This is a genomic window from Clostridium paraputrificum AGR2156, assembly GCF_000424025.1.
Taxonomy (GTDB): domain Bacteria; phylum Bacillota; class Clostridia; order Clostridiales; family Clostridiaceae; genus Clostridium; species Clostridium paraputrificum.
Genome location: NZ_AUJC01000004.1, coordinates 230,772 through 252,640 on the forward strand (window position 1 = coordinate 230,772; position 21,869 = coordinate 252,640).

The 21,869-nt window shown below is 30.7% G+C and carries 21 protein-coding genes and 1 riboswitch; of the genes, 19 read left to right on the forward strand and 2 right to left on the reverse strand.

Annotated features, from left to right (window positions below; translation table 11 throughout):
- Positions 1-121: 121 nt before the first annotated feature.
- From G594_RS0104465 to G594_RS0104475, 3 genes are read left to right on the forward strand one after another with little or no spacing between them, the layout of a single operon-like run.
- On the forward strand, positions 122-1,456 hold the full coding sequence (locus G594_RS0104465; protein ID WP_027097472.1) for a DUF512 domain-containing protein: 1,335 nt from the start codon (positions 122-124) through the stop codon (positions 1,454-1,456).
- A complete protein-coding gene (gene der, locus G594_RS0104470; RefSeq protein ID WP_027097473.1) occupies positions 1,456-2,775 on the forward strand; it encodes a ribosome biogenesis GTPase Der in 1,320 nt (439 codons plus the stop codon). Before G594_RS0104465 ends, der begins: the two co-directional genes overlap by 1 nt.
- Entirely contained in the window at positions 2,775-3,767 is a 993-nt protein-coding gene (locus G594_RS0104475) for an NAD(P)H-dependent glycerol-3-phosphate dehydrogenase (protein ID WP_027097474.1), read from the forward strand. Before der ends, G594_RS0104475 begins: the two co-directional genes overlap by 1 nt.
- Before the next feature lie 31 nt (positions 3,768-3,798).
- Here G594_RS0104475 and G594_RS0104480 read toward each other — a convergent pair whose 3' ends face one another.
- A complete protein-coding gene (locus tag G594_RS0104480; protein ID WP_027097475.1) occupies positions 3,799-4,323 on the reverse strand; it encodes a hypothetical protein in 525 nt (174 codons plus the stop codon).
- A 244-nt stretch (positions 4,324-4,567) separates the two neighbouring features.
- Here G594_RS0104480 and spoIVA point away from each other — a divergent pair, with 244 nt between their 5' ends.
- On the forward strand, positions 4,568-6,046 hold the full coding sequence (gene spoIVA, locus G594_RS0104485) for a stage IV sporulation protein A (RefSeq protein ID WP_027097476.1): 1,479 nt from the start codon (positions 4,568-4,570) through the stop codon (positions 6,044-6,046).
- Positions 6,047-6,078: 32 nt separating this feature from the next.
- Here the strand turns inward: spoIVA and G594_RS0104490 are convergent, their stop codons facing one another.
- Positions 6,079-7,104: a branched-chain amino acid aminotransferase gene (locus tag G594_RS0104490; protein WP_027097477.1), complete on the reverse strand. Its 1,026-nt coding sequence runs from the start codon at positions 7,102-7,104 to the stop codon at positions 6,079-6,081.
- A gap of 150 nt (positions 7,105-7,254) precedes the next feature.
- Between G594_RS0104490 and G594_RS0104495 the strand changes: the two genes are divergently transcribed.
- From G594_RS0104495 to G594_RS0104565, 15 genes are all read left to right on the forward strand, one after another.
- Positions 7,255-7,656 carry a PBECR3 domain-containing polyvalent protein gene (locus G594_RS0104495; RefSeq protein WP_027097478.1) on the forward strand — a complete coding sequence of 134 codons (402 nt, stop codon included), beginning with the start codon at positions 7,255-7,257 and terminating at the stop codon, positions 7,654-7,656.
- Positions 7,657-7,848: 192 nt separating this feature from the next.
- Positions 7,849-8,844: an asparaginase gene (locus G594_RS0104500; RefSeq protein WP_027097479.1), complete on the forward strand. Its 996-nt coding sequence runs from the start codon at positions 7,849-7,851 to the stop codon at positions 8,842-8,844.
- A gap of 86 nt (positions 8,845-8,930) precedes the next feature.
- Positions 8,931-9,028, forward strand: a riboswitch (purine riboswitch).
- A gap of 80 nt (positions 9,029-9,108) precedes the next feature.
- Positions 9,109-10,476 carry an NCS2 family permease gene (locus G594_RS0104505; RefSeq protein ID WP_027097480.1) on the forward strand — a complete coding sequence of 456 codons (1,368 nt, stop codon included), beginning with the start codon at positions 9,109-9,111 and terminating at the stop codon, positions 10,474-10,476.
- Between the two features lie 712 nt (positions 10,477-11,188).
- A complete protein-coding gene (locus G594_RS0104510) occupies positions 11,189-12,070 on the forward strand; it encodes a YicC/YloC family endoribonuclease (RefSeq protein ID WP_027097481.1) in 882 nt (293 codons plus the stop codon).
- 19 nt (positions 12,071-12,089) lie between these two features.
- The gene (gene remA / locus G594_RS0104515) at positions 12,090-12,359 is read left to right on the forward strand and encodes an extracellular matrix/biofilm regulator RemA (RefSeq protein WP_027097482.1); all 270 of its coding nucleotides are present in this window, start codon (positions 12,090-12,092) and stop codon (positions 12,357-12,359) included.
- A 1-nt stretch (position 12,360) separates the two neighbouring features.
- Positions 12,361-12,984 (forward strand): guanylate kinase, encoded by a 624-nt coding sequence (gmk, locus tag G594_RS0104520; RefSeq protein ID WP_027097483.1) that lies wholly within the window; start codon positions 12,361-12,363, stop codon positions 12,982-12,984.
- On the forward strand, positions 12,977-13,195 hold the full coding sequence (gene rpoZ, locus G594_RS0104525) for a DNA-directed RNA polymerase subunit omega (protein WP_027097484.1): 219 nt from the start codon (positions 12,977-12,979) through the stop codon (positions 13,193-13,195). The genes gmk and rpoZ overlap by 8 nt, the downstream gene beginning before the upstream one ends.
- A 2-nt stretch (positions 13,196-13,197) precedes the next feature.
- Positions 13,198-14,388, forward strand: coding sequence for a bifunctional phosphopantothenoylcysteine decarboxylase/phosphopantothenate--cysteine ligase CoaBC (gene coaBC / locus G594_RS0104530; protein WP_027097485.1), 1,191 nt, complete (start codon positions 13,198-13,200; stop codon positions 14,386-14,388).
- Positions 14,389-14,433: 45 nt separating this feature from the next.
- Complete coding sequence (priA, locus tag G594_RS0104535; RefSeq protein ID WP_027097486.1) at positions 14,434-16,641, forward strand: primosomal protein N'; 2,208 nt, start codon at positions 14,434-14,436, stop codon at positions 16,639-16,641.
- Positions 16,642-16,652: 11 nt separating this feature from the next.
- A complete protein-coding gene (gene def, locus G594_RS0104540; protein WP_027097487.1) occupies positions 16,653-17,096 on the forward strand; it encodes a peptide deformylase in 444 nt (147 codons plus the stop codon).
- A 17-nt stretch (positions 17,097-17,113) separates the two neighbouring features.
- Complete coding sequence (gene fmt, locus G594_RS0104545; RefSeq protein ID WP_027097488.1) at positions 17,114-18,040, forward strand: methionyl-tRNA formyltransferase; 927 nt, start codon at positions 17,114-17,116, stop codon at positions 18,038-18,040.
- Between the two features lie 14 nt (positions 18,041-18,054).
- Entirely contained in the window at positions 18,055-18,744 is a 690-nt protein-coding gene (locus tag G594_RS0104550) for a zinc metallopeptidase (RefSeq protein ID WP_027097489.1), read from the forward strand.
- A 12-nt stretch (positions 18,745-18,756) separates the two neighbouring features.
- Positions 18,757-20,076, forward strand: coding sequence for a 16S rRNA (cytosine(967)-C(5))-methyltransferase RsmB (gene rsmB, locus G594_RS0104555; RefSeq protein WP_027097490.1), 1,320 nt, complete (start codon positions 18,757-18,759; stop codon positions 20,074-20,076).
- Positions 20,077-20,084: 8 nt separating this feature from the next.
- On the forward strand, positions 20,085-21,128 hold the full coding sequence (rlmN, locus tag G594_RS0104560) for a dual-specificity RNA methyltransferase RlmN (RefSeq protein ID WP_027097491.1): 1,044 nt from the start codon (positions 20,085-20,087) through the stop codon (positions 21,126-21,128).
- Positions 21,129-21,148: 20 nt separating this feature from the next.
- Positions 21,149-21,868, forward strand: coding sequence for a Stp1/IreP family PP2C-type Ser/Thr phosphatase (locus G594_RS0104565; protein WP_027097492.1), 720 nt, complete (start codon positions 21,149-21,151; stop codon positions 21,866-21,868).
- Position 21,869 lies beyond the last annotated feature (1 nt).

Sequence of the window (21,869 nt, forward strand, 5' to 3'; positions counted from 1 at the left end):
CTGTATTTTTTAATTTTGGTTAAAATTAAAAAAAGGATTAAGTTGGCAATATAATTGACTTGAATTTATTAATAAGGTAATATAGCATAGGTAGAAACTTATACAAAAAGGGAGTGAAAAGATGAAAAACGTTATAAAAGAAGTACTTCCTGATAGTATCGCAGAAGAAGTTGGAATAGAAGTTAATGATGTGTTAATTTCTATAAATGATAATATTATTGATGATATAATAGATTATAGATTTCTTTCAGCTGATGAAGAGATAGTATTACAAATAGAAAAGCCTAATGGCGAAATTTGGGATATAGAGATAGAAAAAGATTATGGAGAAGAACTTGGAATTGAATTTGGCGGCGGAATAATGGATAAAGCTAAGAGTTGTAGTAATAAATGTATGTTCTGTTTTATTGACCAGTTGCCAAAAGGAATGAGGGATACTCTATACTTTAAAGACGATGATTCAAGACTATCTTTCTTACAAGGAAATTTTGTAACCTTAACAAATATGAAAGAAGAGGATATTGATAGAATTATTAGATATAGAATAAGCCCTATTAATATTTCTGTACATACAACTAACCCAGAATTAAGAGTAAGGATGCTTAAAAATAGGTTTGCAGGAAATGTTTTGGAAAGAATGCAAAGGCTATCAGATGAAGGAATACAAATGCATGCGCAAATAGTGTGTATTCCAGATGTTAATGACGGAGAAGAGCTTAAAAGAACTATTGAGGATTTATATAAATTATATCCTCAGGTTAATAATGTAGCTGTTGTTCCTATAGGTATTACAAAATTTAGAGAAGGACTTGAAAAAGTAAATACTTTTACTAAAGAAGGTTCAAAATATACAATAGATATGGTTAAAGAGCTTCAAAGTAAATTTTATAATGAAGTTGGAGAGCCTTTTGTAAGACTTTCAGATGAATTTTATATTGTTGCAGGAGAAGAAATTCCAGATGCAGAATTTTATAATGGTTTTACCCAAATAGAAGATGGCGTTGGAGTTACTAGGTGTTTTAGAGATGCGATAGAAAGTGATTTAGATATATTAGATCTAAATAAAAAGGGAAGTTATACAATGATAACGGGTGCTTTAGCTTATGATGAAGTGAAAAGTGCAGCTGAAAAAATAGTGAAGAAGAATCCTAAAATACACATAGATGTATTTAAGATAATAAATAATTTCTTTGGAAATACTATTACTGTTAATGGATTATTAACAGGAGGAGATATTATTGAGCAATTAAAAGGAAAGATAAGAACACCTTATCTATTTATGGCAGATAATATGTTCAGACGTGGATATGAACTTGCACCTCAAGATAGTATTATGCTAGATGATTTAACAATAGATGATATAGAGAAGGCTTTAGATGTTAAAGTTATTGTTTGTGATTATACAGGAGAAGATCTTATATCATTAATAAATGAATATAACCAGGAGGAGATATAATGGGTAAACCGATAGTTGCTATAGTAGGAAGACCAAATGTAGGTAAGTCTACATTATTTAATAAATTAGCAGGAAAGAGAATATCAATAGTACAAGATACACCAGGTGTAACAAGAGATAGAGTATATGCAGAGGCTGAATGGCTAAGTTATAACTTTACTATGATTGATACTGGAGGGATTGAACCTGAAAGAGATGATATCATTGTAAAACAGATGAGAAGACAGGCGAATATAGCCATAGAAACAGCAGATGTTATAGTATTTATCGTTGATGGTAAAGAAGGTATAACTGCAGCTGATGAAGAAGTTGCAAATATGCTTAGAAAGAGTAAAAAGCCTGTTGTTTTAGTAGTAAATAAAGTAGATTCTTTAAAAGAAGAAGAAAATGCTTGGGAATTTTATAATTTAGGAATAGGAGACCCTATAACAATATCAGCATCACAAGGATTAGGTCTTGGGGATATGCTTGATAGAGTTGTAGAAAATTTCGATAAATTTGATGATGAAGAAGAGGAAGATGAATTCATTAGAATAGCAATGATAGGTAAGCCTAACGTTGGTAAATCTTCTTTAATAAATAAGCTTTTAGGAGAAGATAGAGTAATTGTATCTAATGTTCCAGGTACTACAAGAGATGCTATAGATAGTACTTTAGAAACAGAGTTAGGAAAGTTTATTCTTATAGATACAGCTGGTCTTAGAAGAAAGAGTAAGATTAAAGAAGAAATAGAAAGGTATAGTGCTGTAAGAACTCTTACTTCCATAGAAAGAGCTGATGTATGTATACTTATGATAGATGCAACAGAAGGAATTACAGAACAAGACGAAAAGATAATAGGGTTAGCTCATGAAATGAGAAAAGCTATAATGGTTATAGTTAATAAGTGGGACTTGGTAGAAAAAGATGATAAGACTATGGATAAGTTTAAAAAGGACTTACAACAAAATCTTAAGTTCTTATCTTATGCAGAATACTTATTTATTTCAGCTTTAACAGGTCAAAGAACACATAAGGTTTTAGAATTAGCTAAAAAGTGTTATGATAATTATAACAAGAGAATATCAACAGGTATCTTAAATGATGTTATAAGTAAGGCGGTATTAATGAAAGAGCCACCTGTGGTAGCATTAAAGAGATTAAAGATATATTATGCTACTCAAGTAGCTACAAAGCCACCTAAGTTTGTATTCTTTGTTAACGACCTACAAGCAAGACATTTCTCTTATGAAAGATATTTAGAGAACCAAATAAGAGAAAGTTTTGATTTTAAGGGAACAGGTATAGAGATAGAATATAGAGAGAGGAAGGACAAGTAATGAGTAAAGTCGGGTTTATAGGAGGAGGAAGCTTTGGTACAGCTTTAGGAATCCTTTTGGCGAACAAAGGAAATGAAGTGTCTATATATGATAAGGATCAAAGTGTTGTTGATGATATTAACATCAACAGAAAAAATGATAGGTATATAAAAGATTTAGATATACCATCAAATTTAACTGCCTATAATAACTTAGATGATGCTATTGAAGGAATTGATTATTTAGTATTAGCTGTTCCTTCACATATAATTAGAATTGTTGCAAGAAGTTTGAAAGGAAAGCTTAATGCTAATGTTCCTATAGTTTCAATAGCTAAAGGAATTGAAGAAGGAACTGATATAAGACTTTCAGAGGTTATTAATGAAGAGTTACCTAATAAAGTTGTTGTGCTATCAGGCCCTAGCCATGCGGAAGAAGTTGCACTTCAAATTCCAACAACTTTAGTTGTAACATCAAAAGATATGGAATGCGCAAAGGAAATTCAAGATTTATTTATGACATCTTACTTTAGAGTATATACAAATGATGATATTGTTGGTGTAGAAATTGGTGGTGCTGTTAAAAATATAATTGCACTAGCTGCTGGAGTAATTGATGGAATAGGATATGGAGATAATACAAAAGCTGCGTTAATGACTAGAGGCATGAAAGAGATTTCAAGAATAGGTGTAGCTCTTGGAGGGAAAGAAGATACTTTCTATGGACTAACTGGAATGGGAGATTTAATAGTAACTTGTACTTCTATGCATTCAAGAAATAGAAGAGCGGGTATTTTGATAGGAAAAGGTGAAACTCTAGACTCTGCCTTAAAGGAAGTAGGAATGGTAGTAGAAGGAGTTAAAGCTTGTAAGGCTTTTTATGAATTAAAAGAGAAAATGAATATTTCAATGCCTATCACAGATTCTTTATATAAAGTTCTATTCCAAGGGAAAAGCGCAGAAGAAGGCGTTAAAGAACTTATGGAACGTGATAAAAAGAATGAAAGATATTAAAGTATAAAGACCACGGGTACTCCGTGGTCTTTTATTTGATATCAAATAATTTTTGTTTCATAACATCGTAATAGCTTACATCTTCAGGTGGCTTCAATGAAAAGAAGTCAACGTTAAATTTTTTAAATGTTTTGCTAACATCGTTGATTGAATCTGCTAAAAGAATAGCTTTTTTCATTTTTTTGCTTCCCTCTAACACTTTTAGTAAATCTTTATCTTTTATTCCGTCAATAGGATGCACAATTAAAATTTCTATATCCTTAGGTGGAGTTTTCACAAAAGACTTTTCAAATATAAAGAAAGAAATTTTGTGAATACCTACAGAATAATTTGTATTTAGCTTAATTCCATCTTTTGCTGTAGGGAATATTTCATTGAAAAATTTTTCTGAAGGAGAAACAATCGCTATGTTAAGTGGGGTAGTAAATTCTTTTACTAATATATTTAAGGTAAGCTTAGACATACCTTCGGTGTTATTAGTATCAATTATAAGACATCTTTTAGTTATACCCTTAAGAAAGTTAATTAATCTTTTTATGATTTCCTTCTTCTCCATATTAATCCCTCTTTTATCAATTACTGTAAATGTTATCTTAATAATAGTTTAACACATAATATGCATACATTCTATAATTATAGGAAAAAATAGTTTAATTTCACATGGTATTTACTTAAGATATGGAACATATCATATATAGAAAAATAGATATATTATTTAAGGTTAAATATAAAAGGTAGTATATCTTTTATAAATCAAGAATATATATATATTGTTAAAAAATAATATAGGAGGTCGTAACTTGGACAGCTTCAATATATACAAAGATATAGCTGAAAGAACCCAAGGGGACATATATGTAGGAGTTGTTGGGCCTGTAAGGACTGGAAAATCAACTTTTATAAAGAAGTTTATGGACCTTATGGTAATACCAAAGATTGATAATAACTATAAAAAAGAAAGAGCTAAGGATGAGCTGCCACAAAGTGGATCAGGAAAGAGTATTCATACAACTGAGCCTAAATTCGTTCCTAACGAAGCTGTTGAGATAAGTCTTGACGATGAGTTAGTATTTAAAGTGCGTATGGTAGACTGTGTTGGATATATCGTAAAAGGCGCATTAGGTTATCTTGATGGTGAGGAAGCAAAAATGGTTCATACTCCATGGTATGAGTATGAAATTCCTTTTGAGGATGCAGCAGAAATAGGAACAAGAAAGGTAATCACAGATCATTCAACAATAGGAATAGTGGTAACTACAGATGGTAGTATAACTGGAATAACTAGAGAGGAATATGTAGAGGCAGAAGAAAGGGTAATATCCGAACTTCAATCTATAAATAAGCCATTTATAATAGTTTTAAATAGTATGAAACCAAATGCTCCTGAAACAAAAGCACTAAAAAAAGAACTTGAAGAAAAGTATAATGTAACTGTACAAATTCTTGATGTTTACAATATGGGGGAAGGAGATATAGAGGATATATTTAAGTCTGTGCTTACAGAATTTCCTGTAAGAGAAATAAATATTGATATGCCAGAGTGGTTAGAAAAACTTGAGCCTTCTCATTGGTTAAAGAAAGATTTCTTAAACATAGTTAAGGATATGAGTATCAACATATCAAAGGTAAAAGATATTAAGGTTTCTTTAGAGTCCTTTAAAGAAGACGAGAATTTAGGTAGTTCTCAACTAATGGAAATAGATTTAGGTGTTGGAACTGGAAGAATTCTTATGAAGCCTAAAGATGGTATCTTTTATAAAGTACTTAGTGAAATTTGTGATTTAGATGTTTCTTCAGAGAGTGATTTATTGTCTTTAGTAAAGGAACTTAATGTAGCAAGGAAGGAATATGACAAAGTTAAGGATGCATTAATAGATGTAAAAGAAACTGGTTATGGACTAGTAGCGCCTCAACTAAGTGAAATGAAATTTGAAGAACCAGAAATAGTTAAGCAAGGTAATAAGTTTGGTGTTAAGCTTAAAGCTAGTGCTCCATCGTTACATCTTATTAAAGCAGATATTAAAACTGAAATCAGTCCTATAATGGGTTCTGAAAAGGAATCAGAAGAGTTAGTTAAGGCAATTTTAGATCAGTTCGAAAGTGACCCAACAAGTTTATGGCAAAGTAATATGTTTGGTAAGTCATTAGAGGTATTGGTTAAGGAAGGGTTACAAAATAAGTTATATAAGATGCCAGAAGATGTACAAGTAAAAATCCAGAAAACACTTCAAAAGATTATTAATGAAGGTAATGGTGGATTAATCTGCATAATTTTATAAAAAAAAACTCCTGATAATTCAGGAGTTTTCTTTTATTTAACCTTAAATATCCATCCTTCTGGTCCTTCAACATCCCCAAATTGAATTCCAACAAGAAGATCGTACAATTTTCTTGTTAATGGACCAACTTCTGTTTCGCTATAGAAAACATGAAGGTTACCTTTATATTCAATTCCGCCAATTGGAGTAATAACAGCAGCAGTTCCACATGCCCCTGCTTCTTTAAATTGGTCAATTTCATCAATATAAACATCACCCTCAATTACTTCTAGATGAAGATAATCTTTTGCAAGCTCTAATAGTGAATACTTAGTTATACTTGGTAATATTGATGATGAGTTTGGAGTTATAAATTTATTATCATGGGTAATTCCAAAAAAGTTAGCAGCTCCAACTTCTTCGATTTTTGTATGAGTAGCTGGATCTAGATATATACAGTCTGCAAAACCTCTTTCTGCTGCAATTTTATGTGGTTCCATAGATGCTGCGTAATTTCCACCTACTTTTTGTTGACCAGTTCCATATGGAGCAGCTCTATCAAAATCTGAAATCATAAAGTTAACTGGAGCAAGCCCTCCTTTGAAATAAGCTCCTACAGGAACGCAAAATACTGAAAATATATATTCTGGAGCAGGTTTTACACCAATGTTGTCACCAACACCAATCATAAATGGTCTTAAGTAAAGGGTGCCTCCTGAACCATAAGGTGGAACAAATCTTTCGTTTGCTTTAACTACTTGCATGCATGCATCTATAAATTTTTCTTCAGGTATTTCAGGCATTAAAAGTTTTCTACAAGAATCATTCATTCGAGTAGCATTTCTATTTACTCTAAATAGTTGAATGCTACCATCTTTCGTTCTATATGCTTTTAGCCCCTCAAAGCATTGTTGACCATAATGTAAAGCTGTTGATGCTTCGCTTATTCTAAGCATATTATCTTCTGTAAGTTTGCCATTATCCCATTTACCATCTTTCCAAACAGATATGTAACGAAAATCTGTTTTAATATAATTGAAACCAAGTTCGTCCCAATTTATTTCTTTTGTTGTATCCATAAATATAGCCCTCCTAATTGTTTTAATAATAATTATATTTTATCACTATTTTTCAATAGGTAAATAAAAAATGTAATCTTATTTGAATTGTGCAGAATAAAATATACTATAAAGCGTAAATAGAATACAAAAAGGCGTGGTGAGTAAAGTATGAGAAGTTATTATAAGGCTTATAAAAAAGTAGGGAAAATAGAGACTTCTTTAGCAGAAAAATTAGGAGTTATGTGTTACGGATGTGTATATATCTCACCAGGTGTAATTAGGCATATAATAAGACGCCATAGTAAGCAGTTAAGTAGAAATGTAAAGGATAATCTTATAAATGTAATAGAAAGTATTTTAAAGGATCCTGATTATATAGGGACAAAGATAAAAGAAAATAACAGGATAACAATAGAGTTTGTAAAAAAGGTAGATAGTATTTTGTTATTGGGAATGGAAGTAGATAAAGATGAAGGATATATTTATGTTTCTACTTTATACCCAATCACAAAAAGTAAAATAGATAATAAGATATATGGTGGAAAATTATTAAGTTGTAGTATAGAGTAACTATATACTTGAAAGATTATTTTCTAAGAATTATAATATAGAAATTGAATAGTTATTTTTTGAGGTGAGAAATGGCTCCTCACACGCTAAATTTAGTAAATAGAGATGCAGGATACGCCGACCTGCCAAAAACTATATGACTTTTGGAATTTACCAAAAGTTATTTTTTTAGATAAAATATGGAGGTTTGACATGAAGAAAATAGCAGTGGTTTTTAATGGTGGAACAATATCTATGAAAGTAGATGAGAGGATTAAGGCAGCAGTACCTTCATTAACTGGTGAAGAAATAATGACTATGGTAACAGGGATAGAAGATTATGCGGAAATAGAAAGTTATAACTTTTCTAGTCTTCCATCTCCTCATATGACACCTAATCTTATGTTTGAATTATCAAGATTTGTTAATAAGTTATTAGAAAGAGATGATATAGACGGAGTTGTAATAACTCATGGAACGGATACGCTAGAAGAAACAGCATATATGTTAGATTTAACTTTAGATAGTAGCAAGCCTGTGGTTATAACGGGTGCAATGAGAAGTAGCTCAGAGTTAGGGTATGATGGTCCGTTTAATTTAGCTACATCAATATGTACGGCTGCATCAGAAAAGGCTGTTGGAAGAGGAGTGTTAGTGTGTTTTAACGGAGAATTAAATAGTGCAAGAGAAGTGACAAAAACAAACTCTATGGCTCTCAATGCTTTTAGAACACCTAATTTTGGTCCTATAGGTATAGTAGATAATGATAATGTAATATTTTACAGAAAGTGTAAAAAAGGACAGCATGTAAAAATAGATAATATTAAAGGGGATGTAGCCCTAATAAAGTGTGTATCTGGTTCAGATTGTTCTTTCATTGATTTTGCTATAGAAAAAGGTTACATAGGAATAGTTATTGAAGCCTTAGGAAGAGGTAATATACCTCCTCAAATGGTTCATGGAGTTGAAAGGGCTATAAAGAGAAATATTCCTGTTGTAATTGTGTCAAGGTGTTTTGAAGGGAGAGTCTTTGATTCCTATGGATATGAAGGTGGAGGAAAAGATTTAAGAAATAGAGGTGCCATATTTGGAGATACTATGCAAGGGCAAAAAGCTAGAATTAAGTTGATGGTAGCTTTAAGTTATACTGATGAATATAGTGCTATAAAAGAGTTTATGGAAGATGGATTGTATAATAATGAATTATAAATAATAAAATAAATCGAATATTCGTGAAAAGATATACGAATTTCATACGTTTCTATTGACAATTATTACTTGCGCATTATATAATAATATTCGTAAAGCGAATAACTCATATAATGTGTCAATAAGGGTCACAGTTTCTACCAGATACCGTAAATATCTGACTATGAGTGGACTGAATGTATATTATTAAATTTTAAAAGGTCTTTATGAGTTGTTGCTTTTCTTTAGCTCATAAGGACCTTTTTATTATTTAGGAGGAGAAAAATGCAAGACGTTAAACAAAAAAGAAGATTATTAGAAATCTTCACAAACGAAAATGTTGATTTCAAAAGAGAAATCATGGCAGGTATTACTACATTCTTAACTATGGCTTATATCATAGCGGTAAATCCTAATATTTTAAGTGCTGCAGGAATGGATGCAGGAGCTTTAGTTACAGCTACTTGTTTAGCTGCGGGTTTATCTACAATTTTAATGGGTGTTTTCGCTAATTTACCATTTGCATTAGCATCTGGTATGGGACTAAATGCATATTTTGCATTTACAGTTGTAGGACAAAATAAAATTCCTTGGGAAATAGCTTTAACAGCAGTATTTGTAGAAGGTATCATTTTTATTCTTTTATCATTATTTAAAGTACGTGAAGCTGTTGTAAATGCAATTCCTAAAAACATGAAGTATGCAGTTACTGCAGGTATTGGACTATTTATAGCATTTATTGGATTACAAGGTTCTGGAATTGTAGTTAACAATGATAGTACATTAGTTGCACTTGGTAGATTTACATCACCTACATTTTTAATTGCTTTATTAGGGCTATTAATTATTGCAGTACTTGATAAGAAAGGTGTTAAGGGGTCAATTCTTATTGGTATATTAGTATCAACATTAGTAGCTTGGGGATATGCAAAGTTTGATCCTGCTTATGCAGCATCACTTGGTATTTATCTTCCAGAAGGAATTTTTAAATTTGAAAGTATAGCACCTATAGCTGGTAAGATTGATTTTGGATATATGTTACATCCAACAACAATTGGTAGTTTCTTTGTTGTAGTTTGTACGTTCTTATTCGTAGATTTCTTTGATACAGTTGGTACATTAGTTGGTGTTTGTTCAAGAGCAAATATGTTAGATAAAGATGGCAAGGTTCCGAATGCAGGTAAGGCTTTAATGGTTGATGCTATTGGTACAACAGCTGGGGCTTGCTTAGGGGTATCTACTGTTACAACATACGTTGAAAGTTCAACAGGTGTAGCAGCAGGTGGTAGAACAGGATGGACTGCAATAACAACAGGTGTTCTATTCTTATTAGCAATGTTCTTCTCTCCAATATTTATAGCAATTCCTTCATGTGCAACTGCACCAGCATTAATCTACGTTGGATATTTAATGTTAGGAGCAGTTAAGAATATTGACTTCGATGATTTAACAGAAGGTGTACCAGCATTTATTACAATTGCTATGATGCCTCTTGCATATAGCATTGGTGATGGTTTAACATTTGGTGTAATTTCTTATGTAGCAATTAATTTAATATACAATATATTCTTTGTTAAAGAAGATAAGAAGAAAGTATCTTGGGTAATGATAATACTTGCATTCTTATTCTTATTGAAATTAATATTTATTTAATATTTATAGTGATTAAGTGGTTATATCTTTTGTGGGTATGACCACTTTTTTAACGTATAGACTAGTTATAAGATTTTAATTTGGAACATCACTTATGTAGATGATTTAAAAATAGATGGCTCCACAGTTGCTTTGGTAATTTTTTATTTATCTAAAATTAAATTTTTTGAATTTATTGTGTATAAATATATATTTAAAGATTGTTTTAAATATATAAATATGTAGTTATAATAGGGCATGGAGGATTTTATTTAAAAAAGAAAAGAAGATAAACTATTTTTTTATTCTTAAGTAAATTAAATTAAATTTCAGTTAGCTTCAATAGTTTGATATTGATAAAGTTTGTCTGCTTCTTAAAGAATGAAAAATAAAATATGTGACTCTGCAAGATTTTTCTCAGACAAGCTTTAGAAGCTTTAATGAGTAAGTTCTATTTGTAAAATTAAAAATTAGAATGCTATTTGTGCGTCTGGTAAAAAGTGAGGGTTCCACAGTGGTGTCGTTAATTTTTTATTTGAAGTTGGAGATAATGTTATGAGGATTATAATATAAAAGTTATTAAAAAATAAGCGGAGTAAGCTGAAGGGTTACTATAAAGTTTAGAGAAGAAAAGAAAAAGAACAAATGTAAATAATTTATTAACGAATTATTGACTGGTGAGGAAAAATAAATTAATATGAGTCTATAATAAGGGAGAGGGAAGTGAATAATTATGGCTAAAAGTATGACTAGCTTTGGAAGAGCTCAAAGTGAAGAAGGAAAAGAACACTTATTTTCTATAGAAATGAAAAGTGTGAATAACAGATATCTTGATGTTAATATAAGAATGCCTAAATTTATGATTGCTTTAGAAGATGAAGTAAGAAAAATAATTAATAATTATCTAAATAGAGGTAAGGTAGATGTTTTTATAAACTTTAAAGGCTATAGTAAAAGCAATGCTCTTCCTAAAGTAAATATGGATCTTGCAAAGGGATATTATGAGTGTTTAAAGGAAATATCAGAAACTCTAGGAGTTGTTAACGATATAACAGCTACAAGATTATCAAGATTTCCAGATGTTTTAACATTAGAAGCTGAAGAAGAAAACCTAGAAGAAATTTTAATAGAAATAAAACCTCTTGTTATATCGTCATTAGAAATGATGAATGATATGAGAGTAAGTGAGGGAGAAAAGTTAAAGGAAGATATTCTATGTAAGTTATCTGATATAGAAGCAAATGTTAAGGAAATTGAAGAAATAGCAGAAAATGTCCCTGTAAACTACAAACGTAAATTAGAAGAAAGAATAAAAGAATTAACTAGTAGTATTAAATTAGATGAAGAAAGAATAGCTACAGAAGTTGCCATTTTTGCTGATAAAGCTGCTGTAGATGAAGAAATTACAAGACTTAATAGCCATATAAATCAAATGAGAAAAACACTAGAATTAAATGAGCCAATAGGTAGAAAACTTGATTTTATAGTTCAAGAGATGAATAGAGAAACTAATACCATTGGTTCAAAAGCTAATGATATGGGTATGACCAATATAGTCATTAACATAAAGAACTTATTAGAAAAAATAAGAGAACAAGTTCAAAATATTGAATAATAATTAGGAGGATTAGAACATGGGTATTAAATTAATTAATATTGGTTTTGGGAACATAGTTTCTGCAAATAGATTAGTGGCAATTGTTAGTCCTGAATCAGCACCAATAAAAAGAATTATTCAGGAAGCAAGAGATAGAGGCATGCTAATTGATGCAACATATGGAAGAAGAACAAGGGCAGTTATAATAACAGATTCAGATCATGTAATATTATCTGCTGTTCAACCAGAAACGGTAGCTCATAGATTATCTACAAAGGATGAAGTAGAAGACGAGGTTGAAGATTAATATGGCAAAAAACAAGGGAGTTTTAATAGTTATTTCTGGTCCTTCAGGTGCAGGAAAAGGTACAATATGCAAGGCACTTTTAGAAAAACATAAAGATATACACCTTTCTGTTTCTGCTACAACTAGAAATCCAAGACAAGGTGAGGTTCATGGAATTAACTACTACTTTTTAAATAAGGATGAGTTTTTAAAGAAAGTAGAAGAGGATGATTTTTTAGAGTGGGCTGAGGTATATGGTAATTGTTACGGTACACCAAAGTCAAATGTACAAGAACTTTTAGACTCTGGAAAAGATGTAATTCTTGAAATAGATATACAAGGGGCATTAAAAGTAAAAGAAAATACAGAAGAAGGAGTATTTATATTTATACTTCCTCCTTCAATGGAAGAATTAAAACAAAGAATCATTAATAGAGGAAGTGAAACACCAGAATCCTTAATGAGAAGATTTAATTCAGCTTATCAAGAAATTAACTATATTTCTAAATATAATTATGCAGTGGTTAATGATACTGTAGAAAATGCAGTGAATAAGATAGAAAATATACTAGCTGCAGAAAAATGTAGAGTTGATAGAATACAAGGAACAATTTTGAATTTAGAGGAGGGCATAAGTCATGAGTAATTCAATGATTAATCCATCAGTAGTAGATTTATTAAAAAAGGTAGAAGATAGATATTCACTAGTAATAGTAACATCAAAAAGAGCTAGACAGTTAATAGACGGTTCTAAACAATTAGTAGATGTAGATTCTAAAAAGGCTTTAACTATTGCAATAAATGAAGTAAATGATGGCGCAGTTGGATATGAGAGAGTAAAGGAATCAACTAAGTAATCATGGAAAATAAAAGGTGTGTTGTTTTAGGTGTAACTGGAGGAATTGCAGTATATAAGGCTTTGGATGTTATAAGTGCACTACGAAAAAAAGATGTAGATGTTAGAGTTATAATGACAAAGTCAGCTACCGAGTTTGTAACTCCTCTTACCTTTCAATCTATGAGTCAAAATATCGTTACAACAGATATGTTTGCAGAACCTAAGGCTTGGGAAATACAACATATTAGTTTAGCTAAAAGGGCAGATGTGTTTTTAGTAGCGCCAGCTACAGCGAATATTATAGGAAAAGTTGCAAATGGTATTGCAGATGACATGCTTTCAACTACTATAATGGCAACAAGAGCTAAAGTAATATTTGCACCAGCTATGAACACTAATATGTATACTAACCCTATAGTTCAAGAAAATATAGCAAAACTTAAAAAGTTAGGATATGAATTTATTGAACCAGCTAGTGGTAGACTTGCATGTGGAGATGAGGGAAAAGGAAAATTAGCACCTGCTTCAGATATAGTAGAAAAAGTTCTAAGTGAGCTTTATGATAAAAAAGATTTAATAGGCAAAAAGGTTCTTGTAACAGCAGGACCAACTAGAGCCAATATAGATCCAGTCAGATTTATTTCAAATAGATCTACAGGTAAAATGGGATATGCAATAGCTGAAGAAGCAAGAGATAGAGGGGCAGAAGTAGTTCTTGTTTCAGGACCTACAAATGAACCTGCACCATATGGAATAAATGTAATTAAAATTAACACTAATGAAGAAATGAGAAGTGAGGTTCTAAAGCATTTTGAAACTTCTGATATTGTTGTTAAGTCAGCTGCAGTTGCTGATTATAAGGCTAAAGAATACAGTGAAAACAAAATTAAAAAGGGAAATGGCGATCTTGAAATAATTCTTACTAGAGACAATGATATTTTAAAGGAATTAGGAGAGAAAAAGTCAGGACAAATTTTAGTTGGGTTTGCAGCTGAAAGTCAAAATGTTGTTGAAAATGCTAAAGGTAAGCTTATTAAAAAGAATTTAGATTATATTGTAGCAAATGATATTACATCAAAAGATAGTGGGTTTGCTTCAAATGACAATAGAGTAACTATCGTTACAAGAGAAGGACAAGAGCTTTCCCTAGAGAAAATGAGTAAAAGGGAAGTGGCTAGAAATTTATTTGACATTATAGGAGGAAAGCGCTAAAATGCGCTTTTTCTTATATTATACATCTAAAAGGAGTGAGGGTAATTGTTTGAATTATATGCTGAAGTTATAATAAATAGTGATGCAATAGAAATTGATAGACCCTTCACTTATAAAGTTAAGGAAGAATTACTTGATATTATAGAGATAGGACATAGGGTAAAGGTTCCTTTTGGAGTTAAAAATAAACCTACTGAAGCATTTGTTCTAGGTTTGAAGTGCGAAGGGATAGAAAATGTTAAAAAAATAAAATATATTTCTTCAATACTTGATGATATTCCTATCTTAACAAGAGATGATTTAAAGTTAGTTGATTTCTTACGAGAAAACTATCTTTGTAAATATATAGATGCAATAAGAACAATAATTCCTTCTGGATTATCAAAAGGAATTAAAAATAAGAAAAAAACAGTAATTGTTTTTAATAAAGAACTAGATGGAAAGCTTAAAGACAAAGATAATTATGTAAAAATAGTTAATTTAATAAAAGAAAAGGATGGGGAATTAACTAAAAGTGAAATAATTAATGATTATTCTTTATCATCATATTCATTAAATAAATTAATAGAAAATGGTTATTTACTAACAGAAGATAGAGTTGTTTACAGATATAATACTAGAAGTTATATAGAAGAAAGTAAAAATGTTCTAAATGATGAACAAAAAAATGCTTTTAATAAGATACTTAATTCGGATAAAAAGGGATTTCTTTTAAAAGGGGTCACAGGTTCAGGAAAAACTGAGGTTTACATGAATTTAGTAGGTGAAACTTTAAAAGAAGGAAAATCAGCAATAGTTCTTGTCCCAGAAATATCATTAACACCTCAAATGATAGAAAGGTTTAAAGGTAGATTTGGTAAAAATGTTGCATTATTTCATAGTAAATTATCTCAAGGTGAAAGGTTTGATGAATGGTATAGAATAAAAAAAGGAGAAGCAAGACTTGTAGTAGGTGCAAGGAGTGCAATATTCTTACCTTTAGATAATCTAGGAATAATAATTATTGATGAAGAACATGAAAACACATATAAATCTGAACAAAATCCCAAATATTTAACTAAAGAAGTAGCAAAATTTCTTAGTGAAATAAAAGGGTGTAAATATATTTTAGGATCAGCGACTCCATCTATTGAAACGTACTATGAGGCTTTAAATGGAAAGTTGGAATTAGTAGAAATAAAAAATAGAGTAAGTAATAGACCACTTCCACAAATGGAAATAGTGGATATGAGAGAAGAATTAAAATCTAGAAACTTGTCACTATTAAGTAGAAGCTTATATAATGAGATGAAAGAAACTTTGGAAAGAAAAGAACAAATAATTCTATTTTTAAATAGAAGAGGTTTTTCAAGTTTTGTTTCATGTAGAAGTTGTGGTTATGTTTTTAAATGTCCAGAGTGTGATTTATCAATGACTTATCATAAAAATGGATATTTAATATGCCATTATTGCGGTAGAGCACAGAGGGAACAAAAGGTGTGCCCAGAGTGTGGTAGTAAGTATGTTAAGTTTTTTGGGGCAGGAACTCAAAGAGTGGAAGAAGAGGTGAAAAAATATTTTCCTAAAGCTAGAGTAATGAGGATGGATGTTGATACAACAAGAAATAAGGATTCTCATGAAAATATATATAATGCTTTTAAAAGTGGAGAAGGAGATGTTCTTATTGGTACACAAATGGTATCAAAAGGGTTAGATTTTAAGAATGTAACATTAGTAGGGGTATTAGCCGCTGATATATCATTAAATATTCCTGATTATAGGTCTTCAGAGCGTACTTATCAAATAATAACGCAAGTGGCTGGTCGTGCTGGTAGAGGAGAAAAGAAGGGGAAAGTAGTTATACAAACTTATACTCCAAATAGCTTAAGCCTTCAATATGCCATAGAAAACAATTATAATGATCTCTATAATGAAGAGATAAAGGTTAGAAAAATAATGAATTATCCACCTTTCAGTACTATCTTTTTAATAAATTCTATTAGTAAAGATGAACGAAAATTAAAAGAATTTATGAATAAGGTAGGAGAAAGTTTGAGAAAACTACTAGATAGTAGGGAAAATATTCAAATATTAGGACCTGTACCGTGTATAATAACCAAGTTGAAGGATAACTATAGATGGCAAATAATTATTAAAGGAAATTTAGATAATAAATTAAAGTTAAAAATAAAAGATATACTTTATGAATTGAATAAGAGTGTATATAATGAAATAAGAATTAGTATGGATATTAATCCAAATAATATGACTTAGGAGGATGGAAAATGGCAATTAGAAATATAAGAACTAAAGGCGATGAAGTTTTAAGAAAGAAGTGTAGAAATGTTGATACTATAAATGAGCGTACTTTAACATTAATAGAGGATATGATAGATACTATGTATGATGCAGATGGAGTAGGGCTTGCTGCTCCACAAGTGGGGATTTTAAAGAGAATTTTCGTTATAGATGTATATGATGATTATGGTCCAAGAGTATTCATAAATCCTGAAATACTAGAGGTAGGTGGATGCCAAATAGGTGAAGAAGGATGCTTAAGTGTACCTGGAGTTTCTGAAGATGTTGAAAGACCTAATTATGTTAAAGTAAAGGCTTTAAATGAAAAGGGTGAAGAATTTATTTTAGAAGCAGAGGAGTTATTAGCAAGAGCAATATGTCATGAAAATGATCACTTAAATGGAGTGTTATTTGTAGACCATTTAAAGTAGAAATTGGAGGATAACTTATGAAGATAGTTTTTATGGGAACACCTGATTTTGCTGTTCCTTCATTAAAAAAGCTAATTGAAAAATATGATGTTTGTGCAGTATTTACACAGCCAGATAGACCAAAGGGAAGAGGTAAAAAAGTAGCTTTTTCACCAGTTAAGGAAGTTGCATTAGAAAATAATATAGAGGTGTATCAACCTATAAAGCTTAAGGATGATAGAGATATGATAGAAAAGTTAAAGTCTATTAATCCTGACTTTATAATAGTTGTTGCTTTTGGTCAAATATTAACAAAAGAAGTTTTAGATATACCTAAGCATGGATGTATTAACCTACATGGATCTTTATTACCAATGTATAGAGGTGCTGCACCTATAAACTGGGCAATAATTAAGGGTGAAAAGAAGTCTGGAAACACGACTATGCTTATGGACGTTGGTTTAGATACCGGAGATATGTTATTAAAGGATGAAGTAGAGATACCAGAGAATATGACCGCCGGTGAACTATATGATATACTTAAAGAAAGAGGATCAGACCTTTTAGTTAACACTATTGAAGGGATTAAGAACAATACTATAATTCCAGAAAAGCAAAGCGATGAAACATTCTATGCAAAAATGCTTAATAAAGAGATAGCTGAGATAAATTGGAATGATAGTGCTAAAGATATTCATAATATTATAAGAGGGCTAAATCCGTGGCCGGTAGCTTTCACAAACTTTAAAGGTGAAAGAATGAAAATTTATGAAAGTAATCTACTTAATGAAGAAAGTAAAGAAGAGCCAGGTACAATTATTAGTGCAACAAAGGAAGGTATGAAGGTTTCATGTGGAAGTAATGTTCTATTAATAAAAAAGATTCAGCTTCCAAATGGAAAGCCTTTAACCATAGAACAATATATAAATGGGCATAAGATTGAGAAGAAAGAAAAATTAGGATAGAGGAGTGGTTAAAGATGCCTTATGGATATTACATTGACCCTACATTCTTAATATTAATACCGGCAGTTATTTTGAGTTTTATAGCTCAAATGATGGTGAATTCAGCATTTAATAAGTATAAAAGAGTTAGAAGCTTAAATGGGTATACCGGTGAGCAAGTAGCAAGAATGATGCTAAATGAAGCAGGACTTCAAGGAATTTCAATTGAAAGATGTGAGAGAAGTTTGGGAGATCATTATGATCCTAGAAGTGGTGTTATAAGATTATCACCAGAGGTATATAATGGTTCAACTATTGCAGCAGCAGGAATTGCAGCACACGAAGTAGGTCATGCAATACAATACCAGCAAGAATATAGTCCACTTATAATAAGAAATGCAATAGTACCAGCAGTTAATTTTAGTAGTTCTTTTTCATGGGTATTATTCTTTGCAGGTATATTGTTCTCGTTTAAGCCATTAGTGACAATAGGAATATTCTTATTCTCAGCAACAGTGATTTTTCAACTAATTACTTTGCCAGTAGAATTTAATGCGTCTAGTAGAGCCCTTGGAATTTTAAACAGTAGAGGAATATTATATGGCGATGAAGTTGATGGTGCAAAAAAGGTATTAAGAGCAGCAGCATTGACTTATGTGGCAGCAGCATTAATGGCAGTGTTACAATTAGTGCGTTTAATTTTAATAAGTAGAAGAGATGATTAAAGAGGTAGCGATATGAACTGTAGAAAAGTAGCAATAAATATACTAGAAAGAATAATAAATGAAGGAGCATATTCAAATATAATTTTATCTAATGAGTTAAATAATTCTGATTTATCAGATAAGGATAAAGCGTTAGTTACAGAAATTGTATATGGAACTTTAAGAAGATTAAAGACTATAGATACTATAATAGCTTCTTTTGTAAAAGATATATCTATAATGGATAAAAAAATATTAAATATTTTAAGAGTAGCAGTATATCAAATGAACTATCTTGATAAGGTACCTTCATATGCTGCATGTAATGAAGCAGTAGAAGAAGCAAAAGAAATATCAGATAAAGATTCAAAGTTAGTAAATGGTATTTTAAGAAACTTTGTTAAAAAAGAAGGTAAATTTGATATTGTATTTAGAAATAAAATCGATGAAATAGCCTTTGATTTATCATTTGAACCATGGATGGTTAGAATGTTTATAAAACAATATGGTGAACATGAAGCACTTGAAATACTAGAAGGATTAAATAATACTCCAAAGATGACTGTTAGAGTAAATAGCATTAAAGGGGATTATGAAGATGTATATGAAGAACTTGAGGAAGCTGGATATAATATAGAAGAAGGTTGCATTTGTCCTGAGGCTATATCTATAAAAGGTGGAAAGGGAATTGAAAATAATCAGGCTTTTGTAGATGGAAAAATAACAGTACAAGATGAAAGTGCAATGCTTATCTCACCTTTACTTGATTTAGAAGAAGGTATGAAGGTACTAGATTTATGTTGTGCACCAGGAGGTAAGACTACTCATATAGGTGAATTATTAAATAATACAGGTGAAGTGTTAGGCTTTGATTTGCACGAAAATAAGTTGGAATTAGTTAAAGAAAACTATGAAAGACTTGGAATAACAAATATAAAATTAGCTCAAATGGATGCTACTAAGCTTGATGCTAAATTAGTATCTTATGCTGATAGAGTATTACTAGATGTGCCTTGTTCAGGTATAGGAATAATAAGAAAGAAGCCTGAAATAAAGTGGACTAAAAAGAGAAAAGACTTAAAGGAAATAGTAGAAGTTCAAAGAGAAATTCTTGAAAATGCTTGGGAATATTTAAAGACAGGTGGAGTTATGGTATATTCAACTTGTACATTAAATAAAGAAGAAAATGAAGAAAATATTAAGTGGTTCTTAAGCAAGCACAAAGATGCAACTATAGAAAAGGTGTTTATAGGTAAGGGCGCAAATCTTTGTTACAACCAAATGGGAACTTTAACAATATTGCCAAATGAATATATGGATGGGTTCTTTGTGGCTAAGATTAAGAAAAACTAGGAGAAACTATGGAAAATATATTAGATTATACACAAGAAGAGTTATTAACTTGGATGAAAGAAAATGGAGAAAGTGCCTTTAGAGCTAAGCAAGTGATTTCTTGGATATACAAAGAAATATGGAATTTTGAAGAAATGAAAAATATTCCAAAGAGCTTGAAAGACAAATTAAGCAATAACTTTTATTTTGGAATTCCAAAGGTTGAGGAAGAATATATTTCAAAAGTAGATGGTACTAAAAAGTTATTATTAGCTTTTAATGATGGTAATTTAATAGAAACAGTAATAATGAAGTATAAACATGGAAATTCAATATGTGTTTCTACACAGGTAGGGTGCAGAATGGGATGTAAATTCTGTGCCTCTACCCTAGGGGGGAGAATAAGAAATCTTACTGCTGGTGAGATAATTTCGCAAATATTAGTCGCTCAGAAGATTACTGGAGAAAGAATTTCTAATATTGTTTTAATGGGAAGTGGAGAGCCACTAGATAATTTTGACAATGTAATGAAATTCTTAGAAATAGTAAATGCAGATTATGGATTAAACATAGGTCAAAGGCATATAACTCTTTCTACATGTGGAATTGTGCCTAAAATGTATGAATTAGCGGATAAAGGGCTAAGCATAACACTAGCAATTTCGCTTCATGCTTTCAACGATGAAAAAAGAAAAGAGATTATGCCAATAGCTAATAAATATTCAATAAAAGAAATATTAGATGCATGTAATTACTACATAGAAAAAACTAAGAGAAGAATAACATTTGAATACTCCTTGGTAAAAGATGTTAATGATGGAAGTGAAGATGCAAAGGCTTTAGGAAAATTACTAAAAGGAATGTTATGTCATGTAAACTTAATCCCTGTAAATGAAGTTAAAGAAAATAGTTTTAAAAGGTCTTCAGAAAAGACAATTCAAAAATTTGAAAATATATTAAAAAATACTGGCGTAGAAGTAACTGTTAGAAGAGAAATGGGAAGCGATATTAATGCGGCCTGTGGACAGCTAAGAAGAAGTTACATAAAAGAAAATGATATTAAGCTAGTATAACTAAAAAGGGGGGAGATTGTATGGTAGGTATAGTGAGCGATATAGGTATGGTCCGAAACTTAAATGAAGATTATGCAAAGTACTTAGAATGTAATGATTTTAAAATTTATGTGGTTGCAGATGGGATGGGTGGACATAATGCTGGCGAAGTTGCTAGTAAAATGGCAGCAGAAGGAATCGTAAACTATGTTGGAGAGAATTTCAGTGAAAATACTAAAGATGTTGTGTTAAAAAATGCAATAGAAAAGGTTAATAAAGATATCTATTTTCATTCATTAAAAAATGATTGTTTAAATGGAATGGGGACAACAATAACTGCTTGTTTAATTACTAAGGATTGGATAAAGATAGCTAATGTAGGAGATAGCTCTTGTTTTGGCATTACTAATAATGAAATTATAAAAATAACAAAGGATCATTCTTTGGTGCAAGAGCTAGTTGATTCTGGATCGATTTCTGAAAATGAGGCTGCTAATCATCCTAAAAAAAATATTATAACGAGGGCAATTGGTACGAGTGATAAGGTAAATGTTGATATATTTGATATAATTGAAAACAAATATGATAAATATGTATTGTGTTCAGATGGATTAACTAATGAACTTACCAAAGAAGATATCATCAAAGTAATTAATGAAGAAAAAGATTTATCATTGGCCTGTGAAAGACTTGTTAATATAGCAAAGTATAAAGGTGGAAGAGATAACATAACAGTTTTGTTGTTTGGAGGAGAGATGTAAG

Coding starts and splice junctions, on each gene's coding strand:
- G594_RS0104495 (WP_027097478.1), top strand. CDS start 7,255: ATGAGAAGTTATTATAAGGCTTATAAAAAAGTAGGGAAAATAGAGACT.
- G594_RS0104500 (WP_027097479.1), top strand. CDS start 7,849: ATGAAGAAAATAGCAGTGGTTTTTAATGGTGGAACAATATCTATGAAA.
- G594_RS0104505 (WP_027097480.1), top strand. CDS start 9,109: ATGCAAGACGTTAAACAAAAAAGAAGATTATTAGAAATCTTCACAAAC.
- fmt (WP_027097488.1), top strand. CDS start 17,114: ATGAAGATAGTTTTTATGGGAACACCTGATTTTGCTGTTCCTTCATTA.
- G594_RS0104475 (WP_027097474.1), top strand. CDS start 2,775: ATGAGTAAAGTCGGGTTTATAGGAGGAGGAAGCTTTGGTACAGCTTTA.
- rsmB (WP_027097490.1), top strand. CDS start 18,757: ATGAACTGTAGAAAAGTAGCAATAAATATACTAGAAAGAATAATAAAT.
- G594_RS0104550 (WP_027097489.1), top strand. CDS start 18,055: ATGCCTTATGGATATTACATTGACCCTACATTCTTAATATTAATACCG.
- remA (WP_027097482.1), top strand. CDS start 12,090: ATGGGTATTAAATTAATTAATATTGGTTTTGGGAACATAGTTTCTGCA.
- G594_RS0104565 (WP_027097492.1), top strand. CDS start 21,149: ATGGTAGGTATAGTGAGCGATATAGGTATGGTCCGAAACTTAAATGAA.
- G594_RS0104490 (WP_027097477.1), bottom strand. CDS start 7,104: ATGGATACAACAAAAGAAATAAATTGGGACGAACTTGGTTTCAATTAT.
- rlmN (WP_027097491.1), top strand. CDS start 20,085: ATGGAAAATATATTAGATTATACACAAGAAGAGTTATTAACTTGGATG.
- G594_RS0104480 (WP_027097475.1), bottom strand. CDS start 4,323: ATGGAGAAGAAGGAAATCATAAAAAGATTAATTAACTTTCTTAAGGGT.
- rpoZ (WP_027097484.1), top strand. CDS start 12,977: ATGAGTAATTCAATGATTAATCCATCAGTAGTAGATTTATTAAAAAAG.
- G594_RS0104510 (WP_027097481.1), top strand. CDS start 11,189: ATGGCTAAAAGTATGACTAGCTTTGGAAGAGCTCAAAGTGAAGAAGGA.
- gmk (WP_027097483.1), top strand. CDS start 12,361: ATGGCAAAAAACAAGGGAGTTTTAATAGTTATTTCTGGTCCTTCAGGT.
- def (WP_027097487.1), top strand. CDS start 16,653: ATGGCAATTAGAAATATAAGAACTAAAGGCGATGAAGTTTTAAGAAAG.
- G594_RS0104465 (WP_027097472.1), top strand. CDS start 122: ATGAAAAACGTTATAAAAGAAGTACTTCCTGATAGTATCGCAGAAGAA.
- coaBC (WP_027097485.1), top strand. CDS start 13,198: ATGGAAAATAAAAGGTGTGTTGTTTTAGGTGTAACTGGAGGAATTGCA.
- der (WP_027097473.1), top strand. CDS start 1,456: ATGGGTAAACCGATAGTTGCTATAGTAGGAAGACCAAATGTAGGTAAG.